Source organism: Jatrophihabitans sp. sgz311053 (assembly GCF_056135305.1).
Map to the genome: position 1 here is coordinate 1,726,797 of NZ_JBWAXP010000001.1, position 16,614 is coordinate 1,743,410.

Below are 16,614 nucleotides of genomic sequence, written 5' to 3' on the forward strand. Positions count from 1 at the left end.
ACACGAAAGGGCGACACCGCGATGACCTTCGTCGATCACGAGACCACGGTGGAGCCCCGACAACCGGCGACGGCGGGGGACGGTGCGACACCGTCCCCCGCCCGTCGGCGGCCGTCTCGTCACGGCCGAGCCGTCGGCTCCCGATTCGCGGCGTGGGCGTTCCTGCTGCCGCTGGTGGCCTACCTGCTCGCGTTCTACGCCTACCCCATGTACAAGAACGTCGAGCTCAGCACGCACGACTACACGGTGCGGACGTTCGTCTTCGGTGGTGCCCCGTTCAGCGGCTTCGACAACTACCGCGCGATCTTCGACGATCCGACCTTCGTCCCGGCACTGACGCACACGCTGATCTTCACCTTCGTCTCGATCGCCGTGCAGTTCGCGATAGGCCTGGCTCTCGCGGTCTTCTTCGCCCACAACTTCCGGCTCAGTGGGCTGCTGCGCGCGCTCTTCCTCGTGCCGTGGCTGCTGCCGCTGATCGTCTCCGCCTCGACCTGGGCATGGATGCTCGACAGCGAGTCCGGAGTGATCAACTCCTTGATCCGTGGCATCGGCGGCGAGAACGTCGACTGGCTCACCTCGCCGACCTGGTCGTTGATCAGCGTGCTGCTCGCCAACATCTGGATCGGCATCCCGTTCAACCTGGTGCTGCTGTACAGCGGCCTGCAGGCCATTCCGGCCGAGATGCGCGAGGCCGCGTCGCTCGACGGCGCCGGAGCGTGGAAGAGCTTCTGGTACGTCACCTTCCCGCTGCTGCGGCCGGTCGCCTCGATCACGCTGCTGCTCGGCTTCGTCTACACCCTGAAGGTCTTCGACATCATCTGGGTGATGACCAAGGGCGGGCCGGACGGCTCGTCGACGACGCTCGCGACCTGGTCCTACCAGCTGGGCTTCGGCAGCCTCGTGCCGCGCTTCGGTCCGAGCGCCGCGGTGGGCAACGTCCTCATCCTCATGGCCGTCGTCGCCGGCCTCGGTTACATCCGCGTCCAGCGCCGCCAGGAGGTCTCATGATCACGCGCCGGTCCCGCAGCAAGACCGTGGTGGGCGTCCTGCTCACGGCGATCATGCTCTTCCCCGTCTACTGGATGATCAACGTCTCGCTGACGCCGTCGCGGCTGATGCGTACCTCGTCGCCGAACCTCTTCCCGACGACCGCCACCTTCGACGGGTACTCCCGGGTGCTGCACGAGCAGCTGCCCTACCTGCTGACCAGCCTGCTCGTCGGCTTGGGAACGGTGGCGCTCACCCTGGTCATCGCCGCCCCGGCCGCCTTCGCACTGGCCAAGCTCCGCCCGCGCGGCACCCGCACGCTGAACTTCGTGCTGCTGGTGGCACAGATGATCCCCGGCATCATCATGGCGCTGGGCTTCTACAGCATCTTCGTCGCCTTCGACCTCACCGGTCAGGCGTGGGGACTGGTGCTCGCCGACTCGACCATCGCGGTGCCGTTCGCGGTGCTGGTGCTCACCGCCTTCATGTCCGGCATCCCGGACGACCTGATCAGCGCGGCGCGGATCGACGGGGCCGGCCTGCCGAAGATCTTCGCCCTCGTCATCCTGCCGCTGAGCCGCAACGGCCTCATCACCGCCTCGCTCTTCACGTTCCTCTGGTCGTGGTCGGACTTCATCTTCGCCTCGACGCTGGACGGCTCCGGCGAGCACCGCCCGATCACGCTCGGCATCTACAACTACATCGGCAACAACACCCAGGACTGGAACGCGATCATGGCGACCGCCGTCGTCGCCTCCGTCCCCGCCGCGGTCCTGCTCGTCCTCGCCCAGCGCTATGTCGCCGCCGGTGTCACCGCCGGCGCCGTGAAGGACTGATCCGCGTGACCCCCACCCCACCCGAGGACGCGTCCGTGCCCACCTTCTCCGTCGACCAGATCCCCTTCAGCTGTCACGGGTCCTGGTTCAACCTCTCCCGCGTCGTGGGCAACGCCCGTTACGCCGACCACCTGCACCTGGTCTCTCACCAGAACGGCCTGCACCCGGTGCTCGAGCTGCTGCCGGTGACCGCTGCCGGCGAGCCCGTCGCGGCCGAGGTCGTCGCCACCGCCTCGGTGCTGTCGTGGCGCACGGCGACCGGAAGCGTCGAGGCGGTGTACGACGGGGTGGAGACGATCCGGCTCCGCGGCCGGGGCACCGCCTTCGCGCTGCGCGCCGCCGAGCCCACGCTGACCCCGTTCAGCGGCCCCTTCTTCTTCCGCGACCCCCGCGACGGGGCCTTCGTCTACACCCTCTACGAGACGGGACTGCGCTACCGGATCACCCTGCTGCGCGGCGAGGTCATCGAGATCGCCGGCGACGAGGAGCTGGGGTCGGCCAGGCGCGGCGTGGTCCTCTCCGGGGCGAGCGACTGGGAGGTGGCGGTCGAGGAGTACGAGGCGGCGCGCCCCCCGTACGTCGGCTCGCGCGACTTCGACGCGCTCGTCGCCGATGTCGCCGCCGAGTTCGAGCGGTTCGCCGACCGTGCCGCGCCGTTCCGGGGACCGCAGTTCCCGGCCGCCGATCTCGCGGCCTACACCGTCTGGTCGGCGACGGTCCGCCCGCTCGGCTTCGTCACCCGGCCGGCCGTGCTCATGAGCAAGCACTGGATGGACAAGGTCTGGAGCTGGGACCACTGCTTCAACGCCATCGCGCTGGCTCCCGGTCACCCCGACCTCGCCGTGGACCAGCTGCTGGGGATCTTCGACCACCAGGACAGCACCGGCGCGCTGCCGGACTCCGTGACGCACTCGGAGCGGCTCTTCAACTTCGTCAAGCCACCGATCCACGGCTGGGCCTTCGAGCAGTTGCGAGCCCACCTGGGACGGGCGCTGACCGCCGCCGAGCTGCGCGAGGTCTACGACCGGCTCTCCTCCTGGACCGGCTACTGGCTGGACCACCGCCGCGCCACGGCCACCGATCTGCCGCACTACCAGCACGGCAACGACAGCGGGTGGGACAACGCCACCACTTTTGCGCAGTTCCGCGTCATCGAGTCCGCCGACCTCTCCTGCTTCCTCGTGCTGCAGCTGGGGACCCTGGCACGGCTGGCCGACGAACTCGGCATGGTCGACGACGTGGCGCGCTGGACGCTGGCCGGCAAGCAGCTCCGCGAGACCGTCTTCGACCGGCTGTGGCACGACGGCCGCTTCGTCGCCCGCCAGCCGGGGAGCGGGGTCGCGCACGCCAGCCGTAGCCTGCTCGACCTCATGCCCGTGGTCCTGGGCGGCGAGCTGGACGAGGCGACCGCCGAGACGCTCGCTGCCGGCATCCGCTCCCACCTCGCCCCGGCGGGCCTGGCCACCGAGCACCCGGAGTCGGAGTTCTACGAGGCCGACGGCTACTGGCGCGGGCCGGTGTGGGCGCCGTCGACGGTCCTCGTCGAGGACGGTCTGCGCCGCGCCGGGCACGTCGAGCTGGCCGACGAGATCAGCGCCGGGTTCCGGGCGCTCTGCGAGCGCTCCGGCTTCGCCGAGAACTTCGACGCGATCACCGGCGCCGGGTTGCGCGACCGCGCCTACACCTGGACGGCGAGTGCGTACCTGCTGCTCTCGGCCCGGGCGCAGGAGCGGGCCGTCGCCACCGGGTGACGGGGGCCCGCCCGGCGGGGCGACGACGGTGGGCAGGATAGTGGCGTGACCGAGCTGCGCCCCGCCCTGCCGACCGACGCCGAGGGGCTGGCGGAGGTGCAGAACGCGATCTTCCGCGCGGGTCTGCGGTCCGGCCCGGTGGACGTGGCGCTCATCGGTGAGCGCTACCTGGAGACCGAGCACTCGATCGCCTGCACCGTCGCCGAGCGGGAGGGTCGGGTGATGGGGTTCCAGTCGTTGAAGCGCGCATGGGCTGGCAATCCCTACGGTGTGACGCCGGGCTGGGGCATCATCGGGACCCACATCCATCCCGATGCCAGCCGCGGCGGGCTGGGTCGTCGCCTCTTCGCCGTCACGCTGGCCGCGGCGCGAGCAGCGGGGCTCCGGCACATCGACGCCACCATCGGCGCCGACAACCCCGCCGGGCTGGCGTACTACCGCGCCATGGGATTCGTCCAATATCACGAGGCGAACGACACTGTCCCGCATCGGTTCGACCTCTGAGGTCGGCGCCGCTGCGCGATCCGGAGCGCCGGCGGCTATTCGCGGACGTCCGGTGCTGGCAGAATCATTGCGTGCCACCGGATGCGAGAGCCCCGCGCAGCGGCGGGCTGCCCGGCGTCGCTGAGCCGCCGACCGAGGCGGTCGCCGACCAGCTCGGCGCGACCTCACTTTCCCGCGTCGTGGCCGACTCTCCGTCCGCGGTGCTGCTGGTCGATCTCGACCGGGCGCAGGTGACCTACGCCAACGACCTGGCCCGGCAGCTGGCGCCGGAGCTCACCCTCCCCGTGGACGTCGCGGAGTGGTCCGAGCGCGCCGGCCTGCGCGACGCCAGTGGCGACGAGCTGGAGTCGACGGCAACTCCGCTGGCCAAGGTCGCGGCCGGCCACCCGGTGAACGGCGAGATGGTGACGGCGCTGCGTGGATCGGACGTCAGCGCGGCCCGCGAGCAGTTGTGGGTGATCGGCACGCCGATGAACGAGGCGCCGGGGCCGCTGAGCCGGCAGGCGCTGGTGGTCCTGCTGCCGCTGCGCGAGACCGCGGCGGTGGCGCAGGCGCAGGCCGGCGCGGCCGACCTGCGACATCGCGCCGTCGTCGCCTCCCAGCTGGCCTTCTCGATCTCCGACGCGACCGCCGACGACGACCCCCTCGTCTGGGTCAATCCGGCTTTCGAGCGCACCACGGGCTACCCGGCCGACGAGGTGATCGGCCGAAACTGCCGCCTGCTGCAAGGGCCTCTCACCGATGCTGAGACCGTCGCCCGGATCCGCCGGGGCCTGCGCGACGGCGAGCTGGTCAACGAGACGCTGCTGAACTACCGAGCCGACGGCACCGCGTTCTGGAATCACCTCGTCATCTCACCGGTATTCGACGCGGCGGGGAGGCTGACCCACCACGTGGGGGTGCAGACCGACGTCACCGAGCGGGTCGACGCCGAACGTGCGCTGCAGGTGGCCGTCCAGCGCGCGGAGGCGAGCAGCGCCCGGCAGCGGGCCGTCGCGGCCGTCGGCGCGGCGCTCACCTCCTACCTCTCCTCGGCCGCCGAGCTGCTGAGTGACCTGCCCTCGCTGGTCGTCTCCCACTTCGACGGCTGGTGCGCCGTGCTGGCCGTCGACGGTGGCGCCCTGGCCGAGATCGCCGTGGCGGCGGCACCCGCGAAGGTGGGGGTGGACTTCTGGCGTACCGAGGACGAGCTGCGCGAGTTCCTCTCCACCCGCGAGCGGCAGGTGCTCTCGGCCATCACCAACCCCGCCACGCAGTGGCCGCTGATCCTCAAGATGGAGGCGCCGGCCGAGGAGGGCGGTGCCGAGGACCAGCAGTACCACGTGCTCTTCGCGCGGATGCTCGCCCGCGGCGTGCTCTCCGGACTGCTGGTGATGGTGCGGCCGGCCGGCGGTTTCGACGACCCCGACGAGGTCACCGCACTGGCCGACCTCGCCATGCGCGCCGGCGCGGCCCTGGACAACACCCGGCTCTACTCGATGGAGCGGGACGCCGCCCTGACGCTGCAGCGCAGCATGCTCCCCGATCTGCCCACGCTGGAACATTTCGACATCTCGGCGAGCTACATCCCGGCCGCCGACGCCGCCGTCGGCGGTGACTGGTTCGACATCGTCGTGCTGCCCGGCCCGTGGATCGGCGCCGCGGTCGGCGACGTCATCGGCCACGACATGAAGGCGGCGGCGATGATGGGGCAGCTGCGCTCCATGGTCCGCACCCTGGCCTGGGAGGGGCACGAGCCGGCCCAGGTGATCACCAAGCTCGACGGGCTCGTCCGCGATCTCGGGACGGCGTCGTTCGCGACCGTCCTCTACCTGCTCATCGACGACCCGGCCGAGGGGTCGGCGGCGGGGGGGACCCGCAAGGTGACCTACACCTCCGCCGGACACCTACCGGCCATGCTCCGCCTTCCCGACGGCAGCGTGGCACGCCTCGAGGAGGCGCGGACCTCCCCGGTCGGCATCTTCGACGCCCGCCGCGTGGAGCAGGCGACGCTCGACCTGCAGCCCGGCAGCACGCTGGTCCTCTACACCGACGGACTGATCGAGCGGCGCGGCAGCGACCTCGACGCCGGATTCGACGCCCTGGAGCGCACGCTGACCGCCCTGGACGTCGACGCCAGCGCCGAGCAGACCCGCGACGCCATCACCGGAGCGCTGGTCTCACCCGAGCAGGCCGACGACACCTGCGTGCTGGTCATCCGCGTCCGGGACTGAGCCCCCGGCCTGCCCCGCGGCGCGGGGCGGGCCGCCGGGCATCAGCCGTGGTGGCCCGACAGCCCGGAGGCGGCGCGGGCCAGATCGCGGACCCGGTCCCAGTCGCCGGAGCGCAGCGCGTCCGCCGGGGTGAGCCAGGTACCGCCGACGCAGCCGACGTTGGGCAGCGCCAGGAAGTCCGGGGCGGTCGCGGCGGTGATGCCGCCGGTGGGGCAGAACCGGAGCTGCGGCAGGGGTCCGGCCACGGCGCGCAGCAGCGCGGTGCCACCCACGGCCGTCGCGGGGAAGAGCTTGGCCTCGGTGATCCCGCGCTCGAGCAACCGCATCATGTCCGACGGGCTGGCGCAGCCGGCGAGGAAGGGCAACCCGACCTCGGCGAGGGCGTCGAGCAGCCGGTCCGTGCTGCCGGGGCTGACGAGGAAGCCGGCGCCCGCGTCGGCCGCGGCCGCTGCCTGCTCACGACTGCAGACCGTCCCCGCCCCGACGAGCACCTCCGGGACCTCGGCGGCGATGGCACGGATGGCGTCCAGGCCGGCGGGGGTCCGCAGCGTGACCTCGACGATGGGCAGACCACCCGCGGCGAGCGCTCGGGCCATCGGCACGGCCTGCGCGGCGTCGTCGATCACGACGACGGGGACGACGGGGGCGAGGTCGAGCACGCTGCGCCCGACGGGTCGCAGGGTCGCGGGGGCAGTGGTGGTCATGCGGAGGTCCGATGCTCGAAGGGGACAGGGGTACGGGAGCCGAAGACGGAGGCGCCCTGGTCGGCCGGGCCCACGTGGGCCCGGAAGGCGGCGAAGAGCTCCCGGCCGGTGCCGAAGGTCTCGGACGGGGGACCGGCCGCGGGTCGGCGAGCGGCGAGGTCGAGCTCGTCGACGTGGATCGTCAGGGTGCCGGCGTCGCAGTCGAGGGTGACCAGGTCACCGTGGCTCACCCGCGCCAGCGGCCCACCCGCCGCCGCCTCGGGCGTCACGTGGATGGCCGCCGGGATGGCGCCGGAGGCACCGGACATCCGGCCGTCGGTCACCAGCGCGACCCGGTGGCCAGCGTCCTGCATGACGCCGAGTGCGGCGGTGAGGCCGTGCAGCTCCGGCATGCCGTTGGCGGCCGGACCCTGGTGCCTGATCACGATGACGGCGTCGCGGTTGAGCTGTCCGGCGCGGAACTGGCGCAGGAACTCGTCACCGTCGTCGAAGACGTGCGCCGGGGCGGTGACGACCCGGTGCTCGGGGGCGACGGCCGAGACCTTGACGACGGCCGCACCCAGGTTGCCGGTGACGATGCGGATCCCGCCGTCGGGGGAGAAGGGGCGGCTGACCGGTCGGAGCACGTCGTGGTCCAGCGAGACGGCCGGCCCCGGCCGCCAGGCGACGCCGGTGTCGGTCACGACCGGCTCCTCGGTATAGCGCCGCAGCCCGCGACCGGCGACGGTGCGGACGTCCTCGTGCAGCAGGCCCGCGTCGAGCAGCTCGCGCACCAGCAGCGGGATCCCTCCGGCGGCGTGGAAGTGGTTCACGTCCGCCGCGCCGTTGGGGTAGATGCGGGCGAGCAGGGGGACGTGACGTGCCAGGTCGGCGATGTCGTCCCAGGTCAGCTGGATGCCCGCGGCGCGCGCGATGGCCACGAGGTGGATGGTGTGGTTCGTCGACCCGCCGGTGGCGAGCAGTCCGACGCAGCCGTTGATCACGGCGCGCTCGTCGACGACGTCCGCGATCGGGGTGTACTCGGGGCCGTCGTTGGCGATGGCGACGACCCGGGCCGCGGCGGCGGTGGTGAGGGCCTCGCGCAGCTCGGTGCCGGGGTTGGGGAGGCTGGCGCCGGGCAGGTGCAGGCCCATGATCTCCATCAGCAGCTGGTTGCTGTTGGCGGTGCCGTAGAAGGTGCAGGTGCCGGGGCCGTGGTAGCTCGCGGCCTCGGCGTCCAGCAGCGTCTCGCGGTCGACCAGGCCGCGCTCGAAGAGCTTGCGCACCCGCGCCTTCTCGCCGTTCGGGATGCCGCTCGTCATGGGACCCGACGGGACGAGCACGGTCGGCAGATGGCCGAAGGACAGCGCGCCGATGAGCAGGCCGGGGACGATCTTGTCGCAGACGCCGAGCATGACGGTGGCGTCGAACATGTCGTGGGAGAGCGCGATCGCGGTGGACATCGCGATGACGTCCCGGCTGAAGAGCGACAGCTGCATGCCGTCGCGGCCCTGGGTGATGCCGTCGCACATGGCCGGGACGCCCCCGGCGACCTGTGCGATGCCGCCCGCCCCGGCGATGGCCCGCTTGAGCCGGCGCGGATAGTCCTCGAAGGGACGGTGGGCCGAGAGCATGTCGTTGTAGGACGTGACGATGGCGACGTTGGGCTTGCTGCTGCGCCGCAGGTCGGTCTTGACGGCGGGCTCCTCGGCGGCGAAGCCGTGGGCCAGGTTGGCGCAGCCCAGCCGGCTGCGCGACGTGCCGAAGCGGGCTGCCTCGGCGGTACGGGCCAGATAGGCCGTCCGGGTGGTCTCGCTGCGGGCGATGAGTCGTTCGGTGACCTCGTCGATGGCGGTGATCGGCACGGGCCGCTCCTCTCGTCGTGACGCACGCTACATCAGTTCTGCTCTAAAAATGCAAAATTACGTGTACGACAAGCAAAACTATGCTGTCCGGATGGCGAGTGCGGGTGAGGTGCTGACGCTGATCCGCAGTGGTCGCGCGGCGACCCGCCCGGACGTCGGCCGCCTCACCGGCCTGTCACGGACCGCCGTGGCGGCCCGCCTCGACGCTCTCGTCGCTGCCGGACTGGTACTGGAGGTGCAGGAGGCCGGCAACGGCGTCGGACGCCCGCCGGTGCGGCTGCGCTTCCACGACGGTGCCGGCATCGTGGCGGCGGCGGCCATCGGCCGCAGTCGCACGCGGTTGAGCGTCACCGACCTCGCCGGCGAGGTGCTGGCGGCGGGGGAGATCGACCAGGCCGGACGGGAGGTCGGCGCCCACCCCGACGACATCCTGCGTCAGGTCGCCGCCGAGCTCGCCACCCTGCTCGAGCGGGCCGGCACCTCCGCGCCGCTCGTCGCCGTCGGCGTCAGCATCCCCGGCACCGTCGATGTCGAGGCGGGCAGCAGCCTGGACTCGCCGATCATGCGACGCTGGAGCGGACTGCCGCTCGCGCCGTACTTCGCCGAGCTGGGCGGGGCGGACGCCGTCCCGGTCTACGTCGAGAACGACACCAACGTCATCGCCCTCGCCGAGGCCGACGCGCACCTGGCTGACCACGCCGATGCGCTGATCCTCAAGGCCTCGACCGGTCTCGGCGCCGCCATCGTCGCCGGCGGTCGGCTGCAGCACGGTGCGCGCGGCGCCGCCGGCGACATCGGGCACGTGAAGTACGCCGGTGCCGCCGGGGTGGAGTGCCGGTGCGGCGACACCGGCTGCGTCGAGGCGGTGGCCGGCGGCTGGGCTCTCGTGCGCGACCTCGGTGGCGCCGAGGCCGGCATCACCCACGTCCGCGACGTCGTGCAGCGCGCGCTGGACGGCGACGCTGCGGCGCGGCAGGCGATCCGGCGCAGCGGTCAGATCGTCGGCGAGGTGCTGGCCGTGGCGGTGACCCTGCTCGACCCGGCCGTCATCGTGGTCGGCGGGGACATGGCGCCTGCCTACGACCTGCTCGTCTCCGGCATGCGCGAGACGCTCTACCGGGACGCGACGGCCACGGCCAGCCGGGACCTGCAGGTGGTGGCGGCGACGCATTCGGCCGATTCGGGCGTTCGGGGGACGGCGTCGCTGGCGCTGCGCCGGGTGCTCAGTGCCGAGGCGGTCGACGCCCGGCTCGCGGGCCGCCGATCGGTGTCGTAGGCCGGGCGTCGGCCGGGTCAGGGTCGGCGCAGGCTCGCCATGTCGTCGAGCAGTCGGTCCAGATCGCGTTCGAAGTCGACCGGAGCACTGTCGGCGGCGAGGAGGCCGGCGAGCTCCCGGACATGGGGGTACTCGCCGAGGTCCGGACCGTCGGCGGCCGGCATCGCGGCGGCGAGGGGGAGGTCGGCCTCGGCCGCTCCGGTCGAACCTGACGGTAGCGCGTCCTGCGCAGCGGCGGTCTCCGCGGCGACGCCGGGTTCGGCGGCGAGCACCGCGGGCTCGTCGGCCAGTGCCTGCGCGCGGTCTGCGGTCGCGGCCGCCACGATCTCCTCCGCCTCGGGCCCGTCGCCGTGGGCCATGGCCGCCTCGGCGGCGTCGGCGCGGGCGGTGCGCTGGGCGCGGGCGACGCGCCGATCGGCGTCGGTCTCGTCCGCCGGCGCGGCGGGACGGCCGCGGTCGGCGTCGAGGGCGGCGACTTCCAAAAGCAGGTGTCCGAGCAGGAAGCTGCTGAAACGCTTGTAGACCGTCACCGCGGCCGACGGCGGGAAGTGGTGATCCTGCAGGCCGGCCAGGAACGCGTCGACCCACTGCAGCGATCGCATCGGCGGCCGGATCCACGGCGCGGTGGTGGGGGTGGTGGCGATCAGCGGGAAGACCCGCGGGTGGGTCAGCGCCATCTGCCGGATGCCGTGGGCGAGCCGGTCGAGGTAGTCGCGCCAGTCGTCGGCGTGATCGAACTGGAGCTCGGGATCGGTCGAGGTCTCCAGCACCACCCAGTCGACCAGGGCGGTGACGAGCTCCTGCCGGCTCGGGAAGTAGCGGTAGATCGCCATGGCCTCGACGCCCAGGGCCTTGCCGAGCCGTCGCATCGTCAGCCGGCCGATGCCTTCGGCCTCGACGAGGCCGACGGTGGCTCGCAGGATGTCGTCGTCGGTGAACTGCCGGGGCCGGCCGCCGGTCGCGGTCGGTTCGGTCATCACGCCTCCTGAAGGGGGTCCGCCGAGTGCTCTCTCACCCTAGGTCTCGCCGGTTGCCTACCCGGCCGGCCGGACCCGAGTGGGATGCATCGCACCCAATTGTGTTGGTCATCACCGAAGGTTTGAGGCGGCGTTTACGGGGTAAACATTCGGGTGTCGGGCGGTACACGACCCGGCCGAAGCGGACGGGACACCCCGCCCGACAGTCGATCAGAGAGGATCTGTCATGAGTGCCGTTGACAAGCTCAAGAACGCTGCCGAGGACGCCGTCGGCAAGGCGAAGGAGGCCATCGGCAGCGTGACCGACAACAAGGACCTCGAGGCCGAGGGCAAGAAGGACCAGTCCAAGTCGAGCCTCAAGGACGCTGGCGAGAACGTCAAGGACGCCTTCAAGAACTGAACCCGCCACGGCTTCGCGCCGATGGCGCACAGCCGGTCCGACCGCCGCCCACCTGCGGCAGGTCGGGCCGGCTTCATCGTGTCGGCGTCGCGTGACCGCCGGTGGGGTAGGCGATGGTCATGGACGCGATCTGGCAGTGGTTCCTGACCGTGACGGGGAGCAACGACACGTCGGGCACCTGGTACGGCTTCTGGTCGGGGTTCGGCTCCGACCTCGGGGAGTTCGCCATCGTCGGCGGGCTCATCGGGCTCTACCGGCAGCGGGTCTGTCACGCCCGCTGGTGCTGGCGGCGGGGCCGCTGCCCCGTCGAGGGGACGAAGTTCACCACGTGTCGTAAGCACGATCCCTCCACCGACAGCGACGAGGACGACGACCCGACGGCCGAGCAGATCGCCGAGAGCTACCGCCGTGCGAAGCGTCACGCCGGTCTGTCCCGGCCGTGACAGCGTCGACGTGCCGACCGGGGCAGACTGAGGTCATGCGCCCCTGCGACGACCGCGCCCTCGTCGCGGGGACCGTGGGAGAGGCGATGCTGACCGAGATCCCGGTCGCGACGCCGGAGGTGCGGGTGGCGCAGCTGCGCCACTTCTTCGCCGACGACCACGTGCACGCCGCCGTGATCGTCTCCGACGGTCGGCTGCTCGCCGTCGTCGAGCGTGACGACCTGGCCGGTGCCGCCGACGCCGACCCCGCCCTGCCCCTCGGTCGGCTCGCCGGCCGCACCGCGACCGCTGATCTGCCGCTGGCCGAGGCTCGCCGACGGCTCGACGCCGGTGGTGGTCGCCGCCTCGCCGTCGTGGACGACGATGGCCGCCTCCTCGGGCTGCTCTGTCTGAAGCGGAGCCGGCTCGGCTTCTGCAGCGATCGGGACGTCCGCGAGCGCGCCCTGGAACGGGCGGCTCACGGATAGGCACGGCGCTCCTGGCCCGCGATCCGCAGCCTCGGTCCATCCCCGCCGCCGGGACTCGTCTCGTCGCCGCGCAAGGGGCCCTTCGACCCGGCTTCGGTGGCGCCCGGCTCGTCCCCGGCCCGGACCTTTGTCGCGAGTTTCCGTCTCCGAGCGGAAAGCAGCGAGGCGCACGTGCGTCGTTCATCTTCGCGACACGCTTACAGCGCTCTCAGGCGTGAGTGTTCCCCCGCGGCCACCGAGGCCGCAGGCACTCTCCTCGGGAGCACCTCATGCCCTTGCCGCCGGACCGGCGTTCGCCCCGCTTCGTCTTCCTGACCGACGACCTCACCCCGGGTCTGCGGAGCCCGTTCGCGTGGCGCCTGGAGGCGGCCAACAACCGACCGCTCGGCCGCTCTGCAGCGGTGTCGGCGGGGCTGGCCGCCTGCCGCGCGACGGCGGCCGCCGTCATCGCCGGACTCTCGCCCGCGGTGATCGAGGCGGGCACAGCCGCGACCGACTTCGGTCCCGCCGCCGGCGTCGAGCTCGGCGTGGAGGTCGAGCGCCTCGGTGCCTACTGGCACTGGCGTCTGGACGTGCCCGGCGGCAGTGCGGTCTCCACCCATCGCTACCTCCGCCGGACCGAGTGTTTGCGTGGATTCACGCAATTCGTCGACGTCGCCGGCCGCGCTGACCCGCAGCACGGACCCGTGCGCTGCTTCGGCCCCGAGACGCTGCGCGGCTATGCCGTCCCCGCCGAGGCCACCACCGGTACCGCTGCCGACACCGCCGCGGGGGTGACGTCGTGAGCCACCACATCCAGCTCTTCGCCGACCGCAGCGGCGCCGGTGTCAGCTGGCGACTGCTCGCCCCCAACAATCGCGAGACCGCCCGTGGTACCCGCCTCTACGTGGACGAGCGCGCCTGCCGGGAGGACATCCGCCGGCTGCAGGCGGCTGCCGCCCGGCTGCAGCCCCGCTCCCGGCGGGTGCCGCAGGGGCGGTGGTCCTGGGAGCTCTCGCTGGACGGGATCGTCGTCGTCGCCGCCACCAACTCCTTCGACCGGCAGATCCGCTGCCAGCAGGTCCTCGGCGACATCGCCGGCCGGTTCGCCTCGGCGCGGATCGCCGTCACCGTCACCGACACCGCGGGCCGCCGCCGCGCGCCGCGCTGGACCATCCCCGCCCCTGCCGTCCGGGAGACCGCATGACCGTCATGGAGCACGCCCCCGTCCCGCCCGTCCCACCGGCGTCGCGCCGCCAGCCGGCCGAGCTCGACGCCCGCGCGGTGTCGGCCTGGTTCGGCTCGGCCAAGGTCCTGGACCGGGTCTCGCTGACGATGCCGGCCCGCTCGGTCACTGCGCTGATCGGACCCTCCGGCTGCGGCAAGTCGACCTTCCTGCGCATCCTCAACCGGATGCACGAGTCGGTGCCGAGCGCCAAGCTCGCCGGTGAGGTGCTGCTCGACGGTACCGACATCTACGGTCCCGGCCAGCGCATCACCGAGACCCGGCGCCGCATCGGCATGGTGTTCCAGAAGCCCAACCCGTTCCCGGCGATGTCCATCGCCGACAACGTCACCGCCGGGCTGAAGCTGACCGGCATGAAGGTGTCGCGCGGCGACCGCGCCGACCTCATCGAACGCTGCCTGACCCGGGGCGGGCTCTGGAACGAGGTCAAGGACCGCCTGCACACTCCCGGCTCGGCGCTCTCGGGCGGCCAGCAGCAGCGGCTCTGCATCGCCCGCTCGCTCGCCGTCGACCCCGACGTGCTGCTGATGGACGAACCCTGCTCGGCCCTGGACCCCACCTCCACCCGCCGCGTGGAGGAGACGATCGCCGAGCTCGCGCCGGAGATCACCATCGTCATCGTCACCCACAACATGCAGCAGGCGGCGCGGGTCTCGCAGCAGTGCGCCTTCTTCCTCGCCGCGCAGGGGACACCCGGCGGCATCGTCGAGGCCGGCGAGACCGAGCAGATCTTCAGCGACCCGCAGGACGAGCGGACCTCGGACTACGTCAACGGACGCTTCGGATGAGCCTGTCGCTCTTCGACCCGCGCCACGACGAGCACGACCACCCGACCGAGCCGATCCCGGTCGCCGTCGACACGCCCCGCCGCATCGACCCGGCGCTGCCACCCTCGGACCACGTCTTCGCGGCGGCGTCGCGGGGCATCGGCTGGTTCGTGCTGGTGCTCACCGGCGCGATCGGCGTCTTCCTCGGTTACCAGTCGATTCCCACGCTCGAGCGGTACGGGCTCGGCTTCTTCACCGAGACGCAGTGGCAGCCCGAACTGGACCGCGTCGGCATCGCCGCGGTGCTGGTCGGGACGATCCAGGTCGCCGTCATCGCGCTCGTCGTGGGATTCCCGCTGGCGCTGCTGACCGCGCTCTACATCAGCGAGTACGCGCCGGTGCGGATCAAGTCCACGCTCGTTGCGATCGTCGATCTGATGGCGGCGATCCCCAGCATCATCTACGGGCTCTGGGGCTTCTTCCTGCTGCAGGACCAGGCGATCTACCTCTCCCGCTGGCTGAGCCAACACCTCGGCTGGCTGCCGTTCTTCGCGGTCTCCACCGACCCGGACGCCGCCTCGTGGGCGCCGTCGCAGTACACCTCGTCGGCCTTCATCGCCGGCCTCTGCGTCGCCATGATGATCATGCCGATGTCCTGTGCCGTCATGCGGGGCGTCTTCTCGCTCGCCCCCATCGGCGAGCGGGAAGCCGCCTACGCGCTGGGGTCCACGAAGTGGGGCATGGTGCGGACGGTCGTGCTGCCCTTCGGCCGCGGCGGCATCATCGGTGGCACCATGCTCGGCCTCGGCCGCGCCCTCGGCGAGACCATCGCCGTCCTGCTCATCATCTCCCCGGCCTACGACCTGAAGCTGAACGTGCTGACCACGGGGACGCAGACCACCTCGGCTCTCATCGCCTCACGCTTCGGCGAGGCGACGTCGGCGCAGCTGTCGGCCCTGCTCACCGCGGGCTTCGTGCTCTTCCTCATCACCCTCGGCGTCAACACCGTCGCCGCCGTCTTCGTCGGCCGCAGTCGCAGCGGCTCGGCCACGGACATCTGAGGTCCCCATGACATCGACCCTCGACCGTCCCGAGCAGAGCGCCGTCCCCGAGTCCGCCGCCGACCCGGTCGCCGTAGGACCGCGCCCCGACGCGCCACCACCGGACGTGCCGCGCCGCATCGTCACCGGTACCGGTGACGAGCTGGGCAGCGTCGTCGGCAGCATCGCCGCCGCGCTCGCGCTCACCTGGCTGGGCTACGAGAAGCTGCTGCCCTTCAGCGGCGCACTCGGCTTCGTGGTCTGCTGGTGGCTCGTCTTCCTGGCGGTCTACGCCGGGGTCAGCGCGCTCGGCAACCCCCGCCCCATCGTCGTCTCCCGGCTCGCCGCGGCCGTCGTGACGAGCGGCGCCGCCCTCATCGGCGCGTCGCTGGTGTGGATCGTCTGGTTCATCGTCAGCAAGGGCATGCCCGCGCTGACCCACGCCAACTTCTACACCGAGGACATGGCCGGTGTCCGCCCCACGGCGCCGTTGAGCGAGGGCGGCGTGTTGCACGCGGTCGTCGGCTCCGGCATCGAGATCGGCATCGCGACGGCCATCTCGCTGCCGCTGGGTCTCGGCACCGCCATCTACATCGCCGAGGTCGGTGGCAGGGCGGCGAAGATCACCCGGACCGTCGTCGAGGCCATGACCGCACTGCCCGACATCCTGGCGGGCCTGTTCGTCTACGCGTTCCTCATCATCGGCCTCGGCTGGCAGCGCACCGGCTTCGCCGCCGCGCTCGCGCTGGCCGTCACCATGATCCCCATCATCGCCCGCTCGGGCGAGGTCGTGCTGCGGGTCGTGCCGAGCGGGCTGCGCGAGGCCAGCCTCGCCCTCGGTGCCTCGAAGTGGCAGACGGTGTGGCGCGTGGTGCTGCCGACGGCACGCTCCGGACTGGCCACCTCGGTGATCCTCGGCATCGCCCGGATCGCCGGCGAGACGGCGCCGCTGCTGATCGTCTCCGGCGCGTCGACCTTCTTCAACAAGAACCCGCTGACCGACCCCATGAACTCGCTACCCCTGTTCATCTTCTCGGCGGTGCGCAGCGGACAACCGCAGTACATCGCCCGGGGGTACGGCGCCGCCACGCTGCTGCTGTTCCTCGTCCTCGTCCTCTTCGTCACCACCCGATTCCTCGCTCGCGACAAGTCGCGCGGGCGCTGACCCCACTCCGGT

17 protein-coding genes are annotated in these 16,614 nt (G+C 72.0%); 14 read left to right on the forward strand and 3 right to left on the reverse strand.

What is annotated here, in order from left to right:
* The first annotated feature begins 21 nt into the window (after positions 1-21).
* The 5 genes from AC0NZQ_RS07665 to AC0NZQ_RS07685 all read left to right on the forward strand — a co-directional run bounded on the left by AC0NZQ_RS07665 (position 22) and on the right by AC0NZQ_RS07685 (position 6,294).
* On the forward strand, positions 22-1,011 hold the full coding sequence (locus AC0NZQ_RS07665) for a carbohydrate ABC transporter permease (protein ID WP_474529101.1): 990 nt from the start codon (positions 22-24) through the stop codon (positions 1,009-1,011).
* Positions 1,008-1,826, forward strand: coding sequence for a carbohydrate ABC transporter permease (locus AC0NZQ_RS07670; RefSeq protein ID WP_474529102.1), 819 nt, complete (start codon positions 1,008-1,010; stop codon positions 1,824-1,826). Before AC0NZQ_RS07665 ends, AC0NZQ_RS07670 begins: the two co-directional genes overlap by 4 nt.
* A gap of 5 nt (positions 1,827-1,831) precedes the next feature.
* A complete protein-coding gene (locus tag AC0NZQ_RS07675; RefSeq protein ID WP_474529103.1) occupies positions 1,832-3,577 on the forward strand; it encodes an amylo-alpha-1,6-glucosidase in 1,746 nt (581 codons plus the stop codon).
* Between the two features lie 45 nt (positions 3,578-3,622).
* On the forward strand, positions 3,623-4,081 hold the full coding sequence (locus tag AC0NZQ_RS07680) for an N-acetyltransferase family protein (RefSeq protein WP_474529104.1): 459 nt from the start codon (positions 3,623-3,625) through the stop codon (positions 4,079-4,081).
* Positions 4,082-4,152: 71 nt separating this feature from the next.
* On the forward strand, positions 4,153-6,294 hold the full coding sequence (locus AC0NZQ_RS07685) for a PP2C family protein-serine/threonine phosphatase (protein ID WP_474529106.1): 2,142 nt from the start codon (positions 4,153-4,155) through the stop codon (positions 6,292-6,294).
* Positions 6,295-6,335: 41 nt separating this feature from the next.
* Here the strand turns inward: AC0NZQ_RS07685 and eda are convergent, their stop codons facing one another.
* Positions 6,336-6,998 carry a bifunctional 4-hydroxy-2-oxoglutarate aldolase/2-dehydro-3-deoxy-phosphogluconate aldolase gene (eda, locus tag AC0NZQ_RS07690; protein WP_474529107.1) on the reverse strand — a complete coding sequence of 221 codons (663 nt, stop codon included), beginning with the start codon at positions 6,996-6,998 and terminating at the stop codon, positions 6,336-6,338.
* Positions 6,995-8,842, reverse strand: coding sequence for a phosphogluconate dehydratase (edd, locus tag AC0NZQ_RS07695; protein ID WP_474529108.1), 1,848 nt, complete (start codon positions 8,840-8,842; stop codon positions 6,995-6,997). Before edd ends, eda begins: the two co-directional genes overlap by 4 nt.
* A gap of 91 nt (positions 8,843-8,933) precedes the next feature.
* Between edd and AC0NZQ_RS07700 the strand changes: the two genes are divergently transcribed.
* The gene (locus tag AC0NZQ_RS07700) at positions 8,934-10,118 is read left to right on the forward strand and encodes an ROK family protein (protein ID WP_474529109.1); all 1,185 of its coding nucleotides are present in this window, start codon (positions 8,934-8,936) and stop codon (positions 10,116-10,118) included.
* Between the two features lie 17 nt (positions 10,119-10,135).
* On the opposite strand, the gene AC0NZQ_RS07705 is transcribed toward AC0NZQ_RS07700, so the two are convergent.
* On the reverse strand, positions 10,136-11,095 hold the full coding sequence (locus tag AC0NZQ_RS07705; protein ID WP_474529110.1) for a TetR/AcrR family transcriptional regulator: 960 nt from the start codon (positions 11,093-11,095) through the stop codon (positions 10,136-10,138).
* Between the two features lie 226 nt (positions 11,096-11,321).
* Between AC0NZQ_RS07705 and AC0NZQ_RS07710 the strand changes: the two genes are divergently transcribed.
* From AC0NZQ_RS07710 to pstA, 8 genes are all read left to right on the forward strand, one after another.
* Complete coding sequence (locus tag AC0NZQ_RS07710; RefSeq protein WP_474529111.1) at positions 11,322-11,495, forward strand: CsbD family protein; 174 nt, start codon at positions 11,322-11,324, stop codon at positions 11,493-11,495.
* A gap of 119 nt (positions 11,496-11,614) precedes the next feature.
* The gene (locus tag AC0NZQ_RS07715; RefSeq protein ID WP_474529112.1) at positions 11,615-11,938 is read left to right on the forward strand and encodes a hypothetical protein; all 324 of its coding nucleotides are present in this window, start codon (positions 11,615-11,617) and stop codon (positions 11,936-11,938) included.
* 35 nt (positions 11,939-11,973) lie between these two features.
* Complete coding sequence (locus tag AC0NZQ_RS07720; protein WP_474529113.1) at positions 11,974-12,405, forward strand: CBS domain-containing protein; 432 nt, start codon at positions 11,974-11,976, stop codon at positions 12,403-12,405.
* A gap of 269 nt (positions 12,406-12,674) precedes the next feature.
* Positions 12,675-13,190, forward strand: coding sequence for a hypothetical protein (locus tag AC0NZQ_RS07725; RefSeq protein ID WP_474529114.1), 516 nt, complete (start codon positions 12,675-12,677; stop codon positions 13,188-13,190).
* Positions 13,187-13,591, forward strand: coding sequence for a hypothetical protein (locus tag AC0NZQ_RS07730; protein ID WP_474529115.1), 405 nt, complete (start codon positions 13,187-13,189; stop codon positions 13,589-13,591). Before AC0NZQ_RS07725 ends, AC0NZQ_RS07730 begins: the two co-directional genes overlap by 4 nt.
* Positions 13,592-13,596: 5 nt before the next feature.
* Positions 13,597-14,418, forward strand: coding sequence for a phosphate ABC transporter ATP-binding protein (locus AC0NZQ_RS07735; protein WP_474529440.1), 822 nt, complete (start codon positions 13,597-13,599; stop codon positions 14,416-14,418).
* Entirely contained in the window at positions 14,415-15,458 is a 1,044-nt protein-coding gene (gene pstC, locus AC0NZQ_RS07740; protein ID WP_474529116.1) for a phosphate ABC transporter permease subunit PstC, read from the forward strand. The genes AC0NZQ_RS07735 and pstC overlap by 4 nt, the downstream gene beginning before the upstream one ends.
* 7 nt (positions 15,459-15,465) lie before the next feature.
* A complete protein-coding gene (gene pstA / locus AC0NZQ_RS07745) occupies positions 15,466-16,602 on the forward strand; it encodes a phosphate ABC transporter permease PstA (protein ID WP_474529117.1) in 1,137 nt (378 codons plus the stop codon).
* The last annotated feature ends 12 nt before the right edge of the window (positions 16,603-16,614 follow it).